Below are 15,371 nucleotides of genomic sequence, written 5' to 3' on the forward strand. Positions count from 1 at the left end.
GGATCTACCGGAGGGTCGTGACCCGTCACAGCGCCGTGGTGGATGCACGGACACCGAGTTACAAGCGAGCTCGGCGCCCGCCCCACTCACTCACCCACGAGCGAGTGTCACGACCGGACGAGCAGCCGCTCCTGCGGCGCGATCCGGGCCGCGGGCGAGGCGAGCGTGCGGAGGTGGATGTTCTCGAGCAGCCCCACCGCGAGCATCCCCGCGAACATGGACGAGCCGCCGTACGACACGAACGGCAGCGGTACGCCGGTGACGGGCATGATGCCGAGGCACATGCCGATGTTCTGGAAGGCCTGGAAGCCGAACCAGCAGGCGATGCCGGCGGCGGCGATCCGGCCGAAGACGTCGTCGGTGCGGGCGGCGATGCGCAGCGCGCGCCACAGCACCACCCCCAGCAGTACGACGAGCAGCGCGGCACCGACGAGCCCGAGCTCCTCGCCGGCGACGGTGAACACAAAGTCGGTGTGCTGCTCGGGCACGAAGCCGGACTGGGTCTGCGAGCCGTGGAAGAGCCCCTGCCCGAACAGGCCGCCGTTGCCGACCGCGATGCGCGCCTGCTCGACGTTGTAGCCGGCGCCCTTGGGGTCGAGCGCCGGGTTGGTGAACGCGAGGAAGCGGTCGACCTGGTAGGGCTTGAGCATCCCGCTCATCACGGCGACGACGGCCGCGCCGACGCCGCCGGCGGCCAGGATCCCGAGCCAGCGGCGGTGGGCGCCGGAGGCGGCGATGACGCCGAAGACGGTGGCAGTGAGGACGAGCATGGTGCCGAGGTCGGGCTGCGCGAGGATCAGTACGGCGGGTACGCCGGCCACCAGCAGCATGAGCAGCACGTCCGTGGTGCCGACCCGGTCGCGCCAGCGGCGGTCGCTGCGCTCGGCGACGACGAGGGCCATGCCGACGATCACCGCGAGCTTGGCCAGCTCGGAGGGCTGGAAGGACATCCCGCCGACGATCAGCCACGACCGTGAGCCGTTGATGGTCGAGCCCATCACCAGCACGAGCAGCAGCCCGCCGATGGCGACGAGATAGCCGATCGGGGCGAGGATCCGCACCCACCGGTGGTCGGTGACGACGACGAGCGCCATCAGGCCGAGGCCGATCACCACGTTGACCAGCTGCTTGGCGAGGAAGGCGCGGGTGTCGCCGCCGGTGAGGTCGTCGCGCTCGAGCGTCGCCGACCAGATCAGGATGCAGCCGAGCAGGGACAGCACGACGACCGCGCCGAGCAGCACGTAGTCGAGCTCGGCCCAGCGGATGAAGGACACCCGACGCGAGGCGGTCTTGCGCTGCGGTCGGCTGGCGCTCTGGATGCGGTTGCTCATCGCGTCACTCCTCGCGCGCCGGGGGCAGGATCGAGCCGTCGTCGCCGAAGATCGGCAGGCTGGTCGGAGGCGTCACGCCGGGGATCACCGAGCTCTTCGGCTTCACCTGGTCGCCGTCGACGCCGTAGAGCGCCTCCCAGATCGCGCGCACGCCCTCACCGGTCGCGCCGGATCCGGTGCCGCCCTGGCTCATCATCATCACCACGACGTAGTCCTTGGTGTAGGACGCGACCCAGCCCGTCGACTGCTTGCCGTAGACCTCGGCCGAGCCGGTCTTCGCGCGGATCTGGACCTGGTCGAGCGGGAAGCCGCCGAGCTTCCACGCCATGGTGCCCTCGGTGGCGACGCCCTTGAGCGCATTGTCGAGATAGCTCAGCACCGACGACGGGATGCTGATCCTGCGGTCCTTCTTGGGCTTGATCTCGCGGATCACCTTGCCGTCGGGCGAGACGATCGCCTTGCCCACCCGCGGCTCCCACAGCGTGCCGCCGTTGGAGAGCGCAGCATAGGCGCGGGCCAGCTGCAGCGGCGTGACGATGGTGTCGCCCTGGCCGATCGCGAAGTTGGCGGCGTCGGGGAGCCGGTACTTCCAGCCCTCGACGCAGAACTCGCGCGCGAACTTGTAGACGAAGTCGGAGGTCTTCGCGTCCTGCGGCTTCTTCGCGATGCCGCAGTAGTAGCCCTTCATCGACTCGTAGTAGTCGCGCTTCCACTTCCGGTCGGCGACCCGGCCGGACGCCTCGCCCGGGAGGTCGACGCCGGTGCGATGGCCGAAGCCGAACTTCTCGGCCTGCTCGACCAGCGGGTCCTTGGCGTCGACGTTGTCGGGGTCGGAGCCGAGGGTCTGCCAGAAGTGCATGCCCACCTGGAAGAAGAAGGTGTTGCACGAGACCTCGAGCGCCCTGGCGAAGGTGATCGGGCCGTAGCCCGCCGACTCGTGGTTGTGGAAGGCGCGGTTGCCGATCTGCACCGCCGAGGAGCAGTTGAGGATCGTGGACGGCGAGTAGCCGTGGGTCAGTGCGCCGACCGTCATGAACGGCTTCCACGTCGAGCCGGGCGCGAACTGCCCCTGGAACGACCGCGCCAGCAGCGGCGTGCCGGCCGCCTCGGAGTACAGCCGCTTGAGCTGCTTGTCGGTGATGCCGCCCACCCACACCGAGGGGTCGTACGTCGGCTGGCTGGCCATCGCGATGATCCGCCCGGTCTTCGCCTCCATCACGACCGCGGCGCCCGAGTCGGCGGCGAAGTTGCGGCCGGTGACCGGGTCACGGGTGGCGCGCTGGGTGGCGATCATCGTCGCGAGCTGCTTCTCGACGACGCTCTGCACCTTCGCGTCGATCGAGGTGACGAGCGTGTCGCCGGGCTGCGCCTCGAGACCCGAGACGTCCTCGCGCACGCGGCCCTTGGAGTCGACGGCGACCTGCTGATAGCCGGGCTGCCCGCGCAGCCACTCGTCGTACTCCTTCTCGACGCCGGCGCGGCCGACGACGGAGGCGCCGTTGACCGAGCTGTCGCCGGACTTGTCGGCGGAGTCGAGCTCGTCCTTGGTGATCGGGCTGAGGTAGCCGAGCAGGTGCGCCGCGTTGACGCCGTACGGCGCGGGGTACTGGCGCACGCTCTGTCGGTCGACGACGACGCCCGGGAAGTCCTCCGGCTGCTCCAGGATCCGCAGCGCGGCGGCCTCCTTGACGTCGAGCGCGACCGGGACCGGCTGGTAGGGCGAGCCGTTCCAGCACTGCCCCGCGACCGCGCCCGGGTCGCCGCACAGCAGCAGCTTGCCCTGGATCTTGGAGACCTTCACGCCGATCGCCTGGGCCGTGCGGTGCAGCAGCTCGGTGCGGTCGGCGAGCGACATCCGGCCGATGAGGGTCCGGTCGAGCGAGACCACCCAGATCAGCCGGTTGGTGACCAGCGGACGGCCCATGTCGTCGACGATCAGGCCGCGCTGCGGCTGGACGACGATCTGGCGCACCGACTGGGACGCCGCCTGGCCGCGGTACTCCTCGCCGGACACGACCTGCAGGTAGTAGAGCCGCGCGCCGAGGGTGGCGAGCAGCGAGAAGACGAGCGTCTGGAGGACGACGAGCCGCAGCCGGCTGCGGTGCGAGGCGGTGGACTGCGCCATCAGGCCCGGGCCCGCATCCGCTCGACCCGCTGCGAGGACGGGTCGCTGGTCAGCCGCCGGAACAGCCAGTGCACGGTGGGGATCGCGACCAGGGCGGCGATCACGTCGAGCACCAGCGCGACCAGCGCGACGGGCAGCAGCTGGCCGACCGAAGCAGCCGAGTCGCCGAGGAAGAGCCCGGTGAGGGCGAAGACGGAGGTGCCGAGGAAGGAGCCGCCGGCGGCGGCCGCGACCATGACGACGAGCGGGGAGCGTCGCACGCCCTCGCGCTCGAAGCGGCTGCCCGCGCCCAGGTCGCCGGCGTTGTCGTGGACCAGCCGCCCGACGACATAGCCGACCGCCATCAGTGCGAGCGCCCAGCGCCCGGCGATGTGATCGGCCGGCGGGGCCAGGTCGAGCAGCAGGCCGGCGAAGAAGCCGGTCAGCGTGGCGAAGCGGGTGTCGCTGGCGAGCGCGGTCGCGACCACGACGAGCAGCACCAGGTCGGGGACGACGCCCAGGTCGCCCACCGTCCAGGCGAGCGGCGGCAGCACCGTCACCTGCAGCAGCAGGGCGACCAGCGTGGCGACGAGGACGCCGACCAGGCGGCCGGTGGACCCGGGCCTCATCGGTCGAACCTCGCGCTTCCGTCGGCCTCGATCACGGTGCCCTTCGTGCCCGACGGGACGACGACGCCCACCAGGTCGAGCGCGGTGAAGTCGACACCCGGCGTGATCTCGGCGCGGTAGGAGGTCTCCCGGACCGACTCGTAGACCTTCTTCACGGTGCCGATCGGCACGCCCGCGACATACGGCGCGCCGTTCTCGCTCCCCCAGGTCACGATCTGCTGGCCCACCTTCGGGATCACCTTGCGGTCGGCGAGCTCGAGCTCGAGCCGGTCGTCGACGCCGAACGTCCCGTGGCCGCGGACCAGGCCGAGCTCGAGGTTGTCGCCGACCCGGCCGCCGACCGAGGAGTCGTTGTCGACGATGAGCAGCACGGTCGCGGTGTGCGCGGTCACCGAGGTGATCCGCCCGACCAGGCCCTTGCCGGAGACGACGGTCATGTCGGGGTGCAGGTCGGAGTCGGTGCCGGCGTCGAGGGTGACGGTGCTGGAGCCCTGGCCGAATGCGATCACCCGCGCCGGCACCAGCGCATAGCCGATGTCGCCGGCCAGCGCCTTGAGCTCCTTGAGCTCGGCGACCCGGTTGGCGTCGTAGCCGGCCTTGCCGAGCTGCGCGTCGAGCGCCTCGTTCTCGGCGGTGAGGTCCTTGACCTTCTGGCGCAGCGCGTCGTTGGTGCGCAGCGCCGCCGGGAAGGTGGTGATCGGGCGCGTCACCGTCGCGACACCCGCCTGGACGGGGCCGAGCACCTCGCCGACCACCCGTCGTACCGGCTCGATCGGCGAGTCGGCGCCGCCGGCCTTGTCGACGACCATCATCGCGGCGCTGGCGAGCACCAGCGCGACGACGAGCGAGCGCGAGGGCCGCCCGGAGTCGCGCTCGGCGTCGCGGGAGGCGCCGGTACGTCGTACCGGCGTCGTGGGGGGACGGGTGTCGAGGGCCATGCTCAGAACCGCCGGGGGTTGGTGACCAGGACCTGCTGCAGCGCCTCGAACTCCTCGACGCAGCGGCCCGCGCCCATCGCGACCGACACCAGCGGGTCGTCGGCGACGTGGACGGGCATCCCGGTCTCGTGGCGGATCCGCTCGTCGAGGCCGCGCAGCAGCGCGCCGCCGCCGGTGAGCACGATGCCGCGGTCCATGATGTCGCCGGACAGCTCGGGCGGCGTCTGGTCGAGGGTGACCCGGACGGCGTCGACGATCGCGTGCAGCGGCTCCTCCAGCGCGTGCCGGATGTCGGCGCTCGACACCTCGACGGTGCGCGGCAGGCCGGTGACCATGTCGCGGCCGCGGACCTCGCCCTGCGGCTCGCCGGGGCGCGGGAAGGCCGAGCCGAGCGTCATCTTCACGTCCTCGGCTGTGCGCTCGCCGAGCATCACGCCGTGCTCCTTCTTCATCCACGCGATGATCGCGGCGTCGAGGTCGTCGCCGGCCGTGCGGATGGAGAGCGAGGTGACGATGCCGCCGAGCGAGATGACGGCCACCTCGGTGGTGCCGCCGCCGACGTCGACGATCATGTTGCCGGTCGCCTCGTGCACCGGCAGGCCGGCGCCGATCGCCGCCGCCATGGGCTCCTCGACGACGTACACGCGGCGGGCGCCGGCCTGGTAGCCGGCTTCCTTGACCGCGCGCTGCTCGACCGGCGTGATCGAGCTGGGGACGCAGATGACCATCCGCGGCTTCGCGAAGTAGCCGCGCCGGTGCACCCGCGCGATGAAGTGGCGCAGCATGTGCTCGGTCGCCTCGAAGTCGGCGATGACGCCGTCGCGCAGCGGCCGCAGGGCGGTGATGTTGTCGGGGGTGCGGCCCAGCATCTGCTTGGCCTGGTGCCCGACGGCGATCACCTCGCCGGTGGTGTCGTTGAGCGCCACCACACTCGGCTCGTCCAAGAGGACCCCACGTCGGCGGACGTAGACGAGTGTGTTGGCGGTGCCGAGATCCACGGCCATGTCGCGGCCGACGATGGAGTTCGCCCTCACGCTTCCTCGCAAGACGTCACCGGACCGACCGGCCTGGCCGGGTCCGCTCGTGCGCATCGGGGAAGCCGGCCCGCTCCGGGGAGTGCGCCGGGGAGGACGGCGGGCGCACGGTCCGTCGGTCTCCGTCAACGAGCGTAAGCAGGGCGGGGCGCTCAGGCCGGGAGCCACGCCGGTACGGCGCGGCGCGGCCCTGGTCACGCGCGGTGAGACGGGAGGTGGCCGCCGCGGTCGCCGATGCCCTAGAGTCCGCAACGCAGGCTCGAGGAAGCCGGTGAGAGTCCGGCACAGTCGCGCTACTGTGACATCGCCTCCGTCTACGGACGAGTGCGGTGGAGTCAGACCCGAAGGCCTGCGACCTCATCACTACGTCAGGGACGCAGAATCCCTCAGGAGGCATTTCCATGTCGCAGTCGTCTGCCGCTCCGTTCGCCCCGTCCGTCGAGCTTCCGACGGTCCCCCTTCTCAAGCTCGGCACCTGGGTCGTCTTCTTCGGCCTGCTGGCGATGCTCGCGATCTTCTTCGTGAGCGCCGACCAGGGCGCGCTCTCCCTCCCGGCCGGCAACGCCGTGCACGAGTGGGTGCACGACGCGCGCCACCTCCTCGGCTACCCCTGCCACTGAGCGGGTGAATCCGCTCACTCCGGCCGCGTTCCTGCTGCGCGGCCTGGTCGCGGGCGTCATCGCGGGCCTGTTCACGTTCGGCGTTGCGTTCACCCTGGGTGAGCCGTCGGTCGACTCGGCGATCGCGCTCGAGGAGGCCCACGCGGCTGCCTCCCCCACGCCCGCCGACGACGACCACGACCAGCCCGGCATGGTCGAGGTCTCGCGGGACAACCAGAAGAGCTGGGGCCTCCTCACCGGGACCCTCGCCATCGGCGCCGCACTCGGCGGCCTCACCGCGCTCGCCGCGGCAGCCGTCGTCGGACGACTCGGGAGCCTCTCGGCGCGCGGCGCGACCGCGCTGACGGCGCTCCTCGGGTTCGTGGCGATCGCGCTGGTGCCCTTCCTCAAGTACCCCGCCACCCCACCCGCGGTCGGCAACGCCGAGACGATCAACGGCCGGACGGCGTCCTACTTCGGGATGCTGCTGATCTCGGTGCTCGCCATGATCGCCGCGGTCGTCGTCGCCCGGCGGCTGATGACCCGCTTCGCGGGCTACACCTCGGTGGTCGTCGTCGCCGTCGGCTACCTGGCCGTCGTCGGCATCGCGTCCGCGGTGCTGCCCACCGTCGACGAGCTGGGCACCTTCCCGGCCGACACGCTCTGGTACTTCCGGCGCTCGTCGCTCCTCACCCTCGCCACGCTGTGGGGGGTGATCGGGGTCGTGCTGACCGGCCTGGTCGGCCGGCTCTACGACCAGGCGAGCGCGGACGCCGAGCGCCGCGCCCTCGCCGCCAGCCTCTGACCGAGGTGGGCACCGGGCTGCTCGTCGGCCTCGCCGCGGACCGGCTCCTCGCCGATCCGCGGCGCGGCCATCCCGTCGCCGGCTTCGGCCGGATCGCCGCCGCGCTGGAGCGCAGGCTCTGGCGCGACGACCGTCGCGCCGGCACCGTGCACGTCGTGGTGCTGGTCGGGGGCGCGGTCGCGCTCGGCCTCGCCGCCGACCGCGTACGACGTCCCGTGCCGCGCACCCTGCTGACCGCGGCCGCCACCTGGGCGGTCGTCGGCGGCACCTCCCTCGACCGCGAGGCGGCGGCGGTGAGCCGGCTGCTCGCGGACGGCCGGCTGCCCGAGGCGCGGGTCCAGCTGACCCACCTGGTGGGGCGCGACACGTCGCAGCTCGACGAGTCGGAGGTGGTGCGCGCGACCCTGGAGTCGCTGGCCGAGAACACCTCCGACGCCGTCGTCGCGCCGCTCGTGTGGGGCGCGATCGCCGGGATCCCGGGTCTGCTCGGCTACCGGGCCGCCAACACCCTCGACGCGATGGTCGGCCACCGCAGCCCGCGCTACGAGCGCTTCGGCTGGGCGGCCGCGCGCTTCGACGACCTGCTCAACCTGCCCGGATCGCGGCTCACCGCGGCGCTCGCCGTCGTCCTGGGTGACGACCGTCGCGGCGCGTGGCGGGCCTGGCGCCGCGACGCCGCGGGCCACCCGAGCCCCAACGCCGGACCGGTCGAGGCGGCCTTCGCGGGCGCGCTCGGCATCCGGCTCGGCGGCACCAACGACTACGCCGGCCGGATCGAGCATCGGGCCGTCATGGGCGACGGACCGCCGCCCACCCGCGACGATCTCGACCGCGCGCGCGTCCTCGCCCGCCGGGTGGGCCTCTCGGCGGGTCTCGTCGCCTGGTTGGCCCGATCGTCCATCATGGGCCCGTGGAGCTGACCGTCGGAGTCTGTGAGGACGACCCCGCGCTGCGACGCGTCGTACGCCAGGCGCTCGAGCGCGCGGGGCACGAGGTCGTGGTCGCTCACACCGGCGCCGAGGCGATGCGGGTGTTCGGCGACTCGGACCTCGACGTCGTCGTGATGGACATCGGCCTCCCGGACGCCGACGGCCGCGACGTCTGCCAGGCGCTCCAGGCCTCCGGCCAGGACGCCCCGGTGCTCTTCCTGACCGCCCTCGACGCGATGCACCACCGGCTGGCCGGGTTCAACGCGGGCGGCGACGACTACGTGACCAAGCCGTTCGACGTCAAGGAGCTGATGGCGCGCATCGCCGTCCTCGGTCGGCGCAGCCGGCAGACCGCGCCGCGCCCCGACGGCGCCGTCCTCGAGCTCGACGCGGCCGCGCACACGCTGCGCGTCGCCGACCGCGAGACGCTGCTCTCCCCCACCGAGTTCCGGATGCTCGCGGCCATCGCGGCCCGCCCCGGCGAGGTCGTACGGCGACGCGCGGTCATCGGCGCCGCCTGGCCCGACGGCGCGGCCGTCAGCGACAACACGGTCGACTCGCTGATGCGGCGACTGCGGTCCAAGCTCGCCGAGGTCGACTGCCCGGCGACGATCGAGACCGTGCGCGGGGTCGGCTACCGGATCCTGCACCCCGAGCTGCCCGGATGACCGGGGCGGGGCGTCGTCCCGCCCGCTGGCGCGGCGCCGGCGACTCCTTCCACACCCAGCTGGTCGCCGTCAGCGCCTCGGTGACCGCGCTGGTGGTGATCGCGCTGACCATCCTGGTCCAGCTGGTGCTCGCCCAGTCGACCAACCGCAGCGTCGACCGGGTCCTCGTCGACCGCAGCGCCACCGTCGTCGCGGCCCTGACCCTCGACCCGCAGGGCCGGCCGCAGGTGCCGGCCGACGAGCTCGACGCCGGCGTGGCCGTCTACGACGACACCGGGACGCTCGTCGCCGGCAGCGTGCCGGACGCCGACCGCGACACCTATGCCGACCTGTCCCACTCCCCTCGCCCGCGCAACGTCAGCCCGAGCGACACCGACACGATCCGGCTGCGGGCCCAGCCGTTCACGTTGCGTGCCGGCGCCGGCCCGCCGGTGCGGGGCGTGGTCGTGCTGACCGAGCGGATGGCGCCGTACGAGCGCAGCGAGATGCTCGCGCTCTGGGTGTCGGTGGGGGCCGGCGTGCTGATGATCCTGCTCGCGTCGGCGCTGACCTGGTGGGTCGCGCGCCGCGCGCTCGCGCCGGTGGCGGCGATGACGCTGACCGCCGACGACTGGAGCGAGCACGACCTCGGCCAGCGCTTCGACCTCGGCCCGGGCCGCGGCGAGATCGCCGGCCTCGGCCGGACCCTCGACCGGCTGCTCGACCGGGTCGCCGCGGCGATCCGCTCCGAGCAGCGGCTCACCGCGGAGGTCGCGCACGAGCTGCGCACGCCGCTCGCCGCCGTCCAGGCGAACGCCGACCTGGCCCTCCTCGACGACGACCTCACGCCCCACCTGCGCGAGAGCCTCGACGAGATCGCGCAGGCCGCGCGCCGGATGGCGGCCGCGATCGACGACCTGCTCGACCTGGCCCGCTCGGCCGCCGGGCACGGCGCGCCCGAGTCGTGCGTGCTGCTCGACGCCGTCCGCGACGCGCTCGACGTCACCGACCTGACCACGGCCACCGTCGCCGTCGATCCGGCGTTGCGGGTCCTGCTGCCCGCGCCCCTCGTCGTCCGGGCGCTCGCGCCGGTGCTCGACAACGCCCGGCGCCTGGCCGCGAGCCGGGTCGAGGTGTCCGCGCACGTCATCCGGTCCGGGCAAGTCGCGCTGTACGTCGACGACGACGGCCCCGGCGTGCCCCCCACCGCCCGCGAGGAGATCTTCGAGCCCGGCCGCACCGGCGGCACGGGCGCGGGCCTGGGACTGCCGCTCGCGCGGCGGATCGCGCGCAGCATGGGCGGCGACGTCCTGCTCGCCGACGGGCCGCTGAGCACGCGGGTCGTGCTCACCCTGCCCGCGGCCTAGCCGGTCTGGACCGGCCGCCGGTGCTCAGGTGCATGTCAGGTTGGCTCGCCGATCCTCGACGACATGGCCAACCACCTGTCTTCGGCGGCACCTCGGGTGCCGCGTCAACTGCTGAACAAGGTCCCCGAGGTCACCATCTGGTTCTGGATCATCAAGATCCTGTGCACCACGGTGGGGGAGAGCTTCGCGGACTACATCAACGAGACGCTCGGCGTGGGCCTCTACCGGACCGCGATCCTGTTCACCGCCGTCCTCGTCGCCGTCCTCTGGGCCCAGATGCGCGCCCGGTCCTACCAGGCGCCGCTCTACTGGCTCACCGTCGTCGTGGTCAGCATCACCGGAACGCTCTACACCGACATCCTCACCGACGGGATCGGCGTGCCGCTGTGGATCAGCTCCACGGTGTTCGCCTCGCTGCTCGCCGTGGTCTTCGGCATCTGGTACGCCCGGGAGCGGACGCTGTCGATCCACAGCATCGTCAGCACCCCGCGTGAGGCGTTCTACTGGCTCGCGGTGCTCGTCACCTTCGCGCTCGGCACCGCCGTCGGCGACTGGACGCTCGACCTCACCGGCTGGGCCCCCGGCCAGGCCGTCCTGCTCCCGCTGGGCCTGATCGCCGCCGTCGCCGCCGCCTGGAAGCTCGGCGCCGGCCCGGTCCTGACCTTCTGGCTGGCCTACATCCTGACCCGGCCGCTCGGCGCCAACATCGGCGACTGGCTGGCCACCCCGACCAAGGAGCAGGGCCTCGGCCTCGGCACCGCCGGCACCAGCGTGCTCTTCCTGGCCGCGATCCTCGGCACCGTCGCGTACCTGACGGTCTCGAAGGCCGACGTCATCCCGGACGCCGACCCCGAGCCGGAGCGCGAGCTCGTCGGCTGATCGCCCGCTCGTCGCCATCGGCCCCCGTCGTACCGGACGAAACGGTCGCGAAATCGCCTGATTCGCGACCAGAACGTCCGGTACGACGGGCGACCGGGCCGCTATACCCCGATGATCTGGTCGGCGTTCCGCCCCACCCACTGCAGCAGCGGCACCAGCACCGCCGCCAGCTCCTCGCCCAGCGGCGTGAGGCTGTAGTCGACCCGCGGCGGCATCACCGGCTGCTGCTCGCGGTTGACCAGCCCGTCGCCCTCGAGCGTCTTGAGGGTCTGGGCGAGCATCTTCTCGCTGATGCCCTGGGCGCGGCGGCGCAGGTCGCTCCACCGCTGCGGGCCGTCGGTGAGCGAGACCAGGACGAGGACGCCCCACTTGCTGGTGACGTGGTCGAGCAGGACCCGGCTGGTGCAGCCGGCCGGGAAGATCCCGCCCGGGTACTGCTCGAAGATCTCCATACTTTCCGTCACGGAAGTACCTTACTTCAAAGTGCGTACTCTCCCAAGGGAAGTAACTCCCCGAAGCGCCCGTTGAAGACGATCGACAGCACGTCCTCTCCCCGCAAAGGAATCCCCATGTCGATCGTCGTCACCGGAGCCACCGGCCAGCTCGGCCGCCTCGTCGTCGAGTCCCTCCTCACCCGCGGCGTGCCCGCCGAGCAGATCGTGGCCACCGGCCGCGACCTCGCCAGGCTCGACGACCTCGCCGCCCGCGGCGTCGTCGTACGCCGCGCGGACTTCGACGACCGCGCCTCCCTCGACGCCGCCTTCGCCGGCGCCGACCGCGTCCTGCTCGTGTCGGGTCCCGCCGTCGGCAGCCGCGTCCCGCAGCACCTGAACGTCATCGACGCCGCGAAGGCAGCCGGCGTCGCGTTGCTCGCGTACACCAGCATCACCAACGCCGACCGCGGCGGCTTCCTCATCGCCGCGGAGCACAAGGCCACCGAGGAGGCGATCGTCGCGTCCGGTCTCCCCCACACCTTCCTGCGCAACGGCTGGTACCTGGAGAACTACACCGGCCAGCTCCCCGTCTACCTCGAGCACGGCGTGATCGGCAGCGCCGGCGACGGCCGGGTCAGCCCCGCCACCCGCGCCGACCTCGCCGAGGCCACCGCCGCGGCGCTGCTGCTCGACCGGCCCGCGAGCATCTACGAGCTCGGCGGCGAGGCGTTCAGCCTCAAGGAGCTGGCGGCCACCGTGGGCGACCTCGCCGGCAAGGACGTCGTCTACACCGACCTGCCTGCCGAGGACTTCGCGAAGGCGCTCGTCGGCGCCGGCCTGCCCGACGCGTTCGCGGGCGTCCTCGCCGAGGCCGACGTGGCCCTCTCCCGCGGCGAGCTGTACGCCGACCCGGCCGACCTCGCCGGTCTGCTCGGCCGCCCCGCCACCACGCTGGCCGAGGCGCTGCGCGCCGCGCTCTGAGACCGGTCGGATCGGACCGTGTGCTCCTCGTCGATCGCGGGCATCGTCGATGCATGGCGATCGATGAGGAGCACGTCCGTCCCGACGGCGTCGACGACCTGACGGTCGAGGCGCTCGGCAACATCTCCGAGGCCCTGGAGGCCGTCGAGGTCGCCCGGGGCCACCTGTACGCCTTCCACCGGATGAGCGGCACCGCCGACCTCACCCTCGGCAAGGGCGTCGCGCAGCTGCGCGAGGCCGGGCACACCGAGCTGGCCGATCGCATCGAGACCGAGCTCGTCGGCCGCAACGTGCTGCACGGCCGCTGGACGTTCCAGATCGTCGAGGAGTACGACGACGGCTACTACGCCGACTTCCGCCGGCTCGAGCAGGCCGGCCGCGACGAGCTGGTCGACGGCCGGCGCCATCTCTACGAGGCGGAGATGAAGGAGGACCGGCGCACCCACGGCCGGCCGGGCCACGAGCGCGAGCCCGGTGCTCGCGACTAGCGCGAGCGCACCCAGGCCACCGCGGCCTCGACGTCGCTCACGGTGACCACACCCTCCGGCGCCGGCGCCCGCCGTACGACGACCACCGGGATGCCCAGCTCGGCCGCGGCCTCCATCTTCGGCCAGGTGTAGGCGCCGCCGGAGTCCTTGGTGACCAGCACGTCGCGGTCGGCCATCAGCTCCCGCTCGCCGTCGAGCGTGTAGGGCCCGCGCGAGGTGAGCAGCTGCCAGCCCGCCGGTACGGCGACGTCCGGTGCGTCGACCACCCGCGCCAGCACGTCCAGCTCGCGCAGCCGCGGCACGAAGCGGGCGAGCTCCTGCCGCCCGATCGTCAGGAACGGCCGGCTGCCCAGCTCGCCGGCGACGATCGCGGCCTCGTCGTGGTTGCTCACCCAGATCCACGACGGCGTCGCGCGGTCGGCCCAGCCGGGCCGCTCCAGCCGCAGCAGCGGCGTGCCGGTGGCGGCGCAGGCGGCGGCCGCGTTGCGGCTCATCCCCTGTGCGAACGGGTGGGTCGCGTCGACCACGGCGTCGAAGTCGGCCAGCGACGCGGAGAGCCCCGCGACCCCGCCGAAGCCGCCGATCCGGACCGCGCCCACGGGCAGGCGCGGCCGGGCCACCCGCCCCGCCAGGGAGGACAGGACGGCGACGCCGTCGTCGACCAGTCGCGCAGCCAGGTCGCGCGCCTCGCCGGTGCCGCCGAGCAGCAGCACCCTCATCGGGTGAGCTCCAGGATCGCGTCGAGGTCGAGGTGCTCCTCGACCAGGTCGCCGAGCAGGTCGAGCCGCGCGGCCCGAGCGGCGGGGAAGGACGCGGCGGAGGCCACGTCGAGCGCCTCAGCGAGGTAGGCGGCGCGCGTGGCGTCGTCCTCGAGACTGCCGTGCACCATCGTCCCGCTCACGCTCCCGCTGCTCGGCTCGCCGGTGATCCGGCCGTGATGGATCTCGTAGCCCGCCGGCTCGTGCAGCGCCAGTCGCTTGGTCGCGTCGAAGCGGGTGGTCAGGTCGAGCAGTCCGAGCCCCTCGACCCGCGCTCCCACGGTGCCCTCGATGCCGTCGGGGTCGTCGATCACCCGGCCGAGCATCTGGCAGCCGCCGCAGATCCCCAGCACCGGCCGACCCGCCTGCGCATGCCGTTGGATCGCCACGTCGAGGCCGCGCTCGCGCAGCCAGGCCAGGTCGGCGATGGTCGCGCGGGTGCCGGGCAGCACCACCAGGTCGGCGTCCGCGAGCCGGGCCGGGTCGGACACGAACTCGACGTCGAGCCCCGGCTCCAGGCCGAGCGCGTCGACGTCGGTGAAGTTGCTGATCCGCGGCAGCCGGACGACGGCCACCCGGCGCGTGCCCGCCCCCACCGCGGCCCGCCGGCCGACCAGGTCGAGCGCGTCCTCGGAGTCGAGCCACAGGTCGGGATGCCACGGCAGCACGCCGTACGTCGGCCGGCCGGTGCGCTGCTCGAGGTCGGCCAGCCCCGGGCGGAGCAGCGCGACCTCGCCGCGGAAGCGGTTGACGACGTACCCCTTGATCAGGGCCTGGTCGTCGGCGTCGAGCAGCATCAGCGTCCCGTACGCCGACGCGAACCACCCGCCGCGGTCGATGTCGCCCACCACGATCGTCGGGACGTCGCCGTGCCGCGCCAGCCCCATGTTGACGTAGTCGCTCGAGCGCAGGTTGATCTCGGCGGGGCTGCCCGCACCCTCCGCGACGACCAGCTCGAAGCGCGAGCGCAGGTCGTCGAACGCGGCGAAGGCGGTCTCGGCGAGGCGGGCCCGCCCGTCGTGCCAGTTGCGCGCGGACACCTCGCCGTCCGGCCGGCCCATCCGCACCACATGGCTGCGGCGGTCGCTGCCGGGCTTGAGCAGCACCGGGTTCATCGCCACCTCGGGCGTCGCGCCGGCGGCCAGCGCCTGCACCCACTGCGCCCGCCCGATCTCGCCCGGGTCACCGTCGAAGCCGGTGACGACCATCGAGTTGTTCGACATGTTCTGCGCCTTGTAGGGCGCCACCCGGATCCCGCGCCGCGCGAACGCCCGGCACAGACCGGTGGTCAGGACGCTCTTGCCGGCGTCGGAGGTCATGCCCGCGACGAGCAGCACGCCGCTCATCGGGGGCTCCGGAGGTGCAGGAATCCCCGCTTAACCGGGGATTCCTGCGCTTCCTGACGGTTGCAACCGTCAGGAAGCGCCAGTTTTCGGCAGGAAGTACGA

General features: G+C 72.9%; 16 protein-coding genes. 8 read left to right on the forward strand and 8 right to left on the reverse strand.

The genetic code is table 11. From position 1 onward, the window contains the following. Positions 1–107: 107 nt before the first annotated feature. The 5 genes from rodA to AB4880_RS08160 are packed head-to-tail and all read right to left on the reverse strand — an operon-like array spanning position 108 to position 6,036. Positions 108–1,331: a rod shape-determining protein RodA gene (rodA, locus tag AB4880_RS08140; protein WP_367918713.1), complete on the reverse strand. Its 1,224-nt coding sequence runs from the start codon at positions 1,329–1,331 to the stop codon at positions 108–110. A 4-nt stretch (positions 1,332–1,335) separates the two neighbouring features. Further along, a complete protein-coding gene (gene mrdA / locus AB4880_RS08145) occupies positions 1,336–3,456 on the reverse strand; it encodes a penicillin-binding protein 2 (RefSeq protein WP_367918714.1) in 2,121 nt (706 codons plus the stop codon). Then, positions 3,456–4,064: a rod shape-determining protein MreD gene (gene mreD / locus AB4880_RS08150; RefSeq protein WP_367918715.1), complete on the reverse strand. Its 609-nt coding sequence runs from the start codon at positions 4,062–4,064 to the stop codon at positions 3,456–3,458. Before mreD ends, mrdA begins: the two co-directional genes overlap by 1 nt. Next, positions 4,061–5,002 carry a rod shape-determining protein MreC gene (gene mreC, locus AB4880_RS08155; protein WP_367918716.1) on the reverse strand — a complete coding sequence of 314 codons (942 nt, stop codon included), beginning with the start codon at positions 5,000–5,002 and terminating at the stop codon, positions 4,061–4,063. The genes mreD and mreC overlap by 4 nt, the downstream gene beginning before the upstream one ends. A gap of 2 nt (positions 5,003–5,004) precedes the next feature. After that, on the reverse strand, positions 5,005–6,036 hold the full coding sequence (locus AB4880_RS08160; RefSeq protein WP_367918717.1) for a rod shape-determining protein: 1,032 nt from the start codon (positions 6,034–6,036) through the stop codon (positions 5,005–5,007). A 401-nt stretch (positions 6,037–6,437) separates the two neighbouring features. On the opposite strand from AB4880_RS08160, the gene AB4880_RS08165 reads away from it, so the two are divergent. The 6 genes from AB4880_RS08165 (at position 6,438) to AB4880_RS08190 (ending at position 11,262) form a co-directional block, all read left to right on the forward strand. Further along, positions 6,438–6,656: a CbtB domain-containing protein gene (locus tag AB4880_RS08165; protein ID WP_367918718.1), complete on the forward strand. Its 219-nt coding sequence runs from the start codon at positions 6,438–6,440 to the stop codon at positions 6,654–6,656. 4 nt (positions 6,657–6,660) lie between these two features. Next, positions 6,661–7,440 carry a CbtA family protein gene (locus AB4880_RS08170; protein WP_367918719.1) on the forward strand — a complete coding sequence of 260 codons (780 nt, stop codon included), beginning with the start codon at positions 6,661–6,663 and terminating at the stop codon, positions 7,438–7,440. Between the two features lie 5 nt (positions 7,441–7,445). Then, entirely contained in the window at positions 7,446–8,360 is a 915-nt protein-coding gene (locus tag AB4880_RS08175) for a cobalamin biosynthesis protein (RefSeq protein ID WP_367918720.1), read from the forward strand. Next, positions 8,351–9,037 carry a response regulator transcription factor gene (locus AB4880_RS08180; protein WP_367918721.1) on the forward strand — a complete coding sequence of 229 codons (687 nt, stop codon included), beginning with the start codon at positions 8,351–8,353 and terminating at the stop codon, positions 9,035–9,037. Before AB4880_RS08175 ends, AB4880_RS08180 begins: the two co-directional genes overlap by 10 nt. Continuing rightward, positions 9,034–10,383 (forward strand): histidine kinase dimerization/phospho-acceptor domain-containing protein, encoded by a 1,350-nt coding sequence (locus AB4880_RS08185; protein ID WP_367918722.1) that lies wholly within the window; start codon positions 9,034–9,036, stop codon positions 10,381–10,383. The genes AB4880_RS08180 and AB4880_RS08185 overlap by 4 nt, the downstream gene beginning before the upstream one ends. 63 nt (positions 10,384–10,446) lie before the next feature. Beyond that, positions 10,447–11,262 carry a COG4705 family protein gene (locus tag AB4880_RS08190; RefSeq protein WP_367918723.1) on the forward strand — a complete coding sequence of 272 codons (816 nt, stop codon included), beginning with the start codon at positions 10,447–10,449 and terminating at the stop codon, positions 11,260–11,262. A 101-nt stretch (positions 11,263–11,363) separates the two neighbouring features. On the opposite strand, the gene AB4880_RS08195 is transcribed toward AB4880_RS08190, so the two are convergent. Further along, the gene (locus tag AB4880_RS08195) at positions 11,364–11,726 is read right to left on the reverse strand and encodes a winged helix-turn-helix transcriptional regulator (protein ID WP_367918724.1); all 363 of its coding nucleotides are present in this window, start codon (positions 11,724–11,726) and stop codon (positions 11,364–11,366) included. A gap of 105 nt (positions 11,727–11,831) precedes the next feature. Here AB4880_RS08195 and AB4880_RS08200 point away from each other — a divergent pair, with 105 nt between their 5' ends. Continuing rightward, a complete protein-coding gene (locus AB4880_RS08200) occupies positions 11,832–12,677 on the forward strand; it encodes an SDR family oxidoreductase (protein ID WP_367918725.1) in 846 nt (281 codons plus the stop codon). 53 nt (positions 12,678–12,730) lie between these two features. Beyond that, positions 12,731–13,165: a hypothetical protein gene (locus AB4880_RS08205; RefSeq protein ID WP_367918726.1), complete on the forward strand. Its 435-nt coding sequence runs from the start codon at positions 12,731–12,733 to the stop codon at positions 13,163–13,165. Here AB4880_RS08205 and AB4880_RS08210 read toward each other — a convergent pair. Together AB4880_RS08210 and AB4880_RS08215 are read right to left on the reverse strand one after the other, a co-directional pair. Beyond that, on the reverse strand, positions 13,162–13,884 hold the full coding sequence (locus AB4880_RS08210; protein ID WP_367918727.1) for a cobalt-precorrin-6A reductase: 723 nt from the start codon (positions 13,882–13,884) through the stop codon (positions 13,162–13,164). The two genes, AB4880_RS08205 and AB4880_RS08210, sit on opposite strands and share 4 nt — an antisense overlap. Then, positions 13,881–15,269, reverse strand: coding sequence for a cobyric acid synthase (locus AB4880_RS08215; protein WP_367918728.1), 1,389 nt, complete (start codon positions 15,267–15,269; stop codon positions 13,881–13,883). The genes AB4880_RS08210 and AB4880_RS08215 overlap by 4 nt, the downstream gene beginning before the upstream one ends. Positions 15,270–15,371: the final 102 nt, after the last annotated feature.

This window comes from Nocardioides ginsengisoli, assembly GCF_039537225.1.
GTDB lineage: Bacteria > Actinomycetota > Actinomycetes > Propionibacteriales > Nocardioidaceae > Nocardioides > Nocardioides ginsengisoli.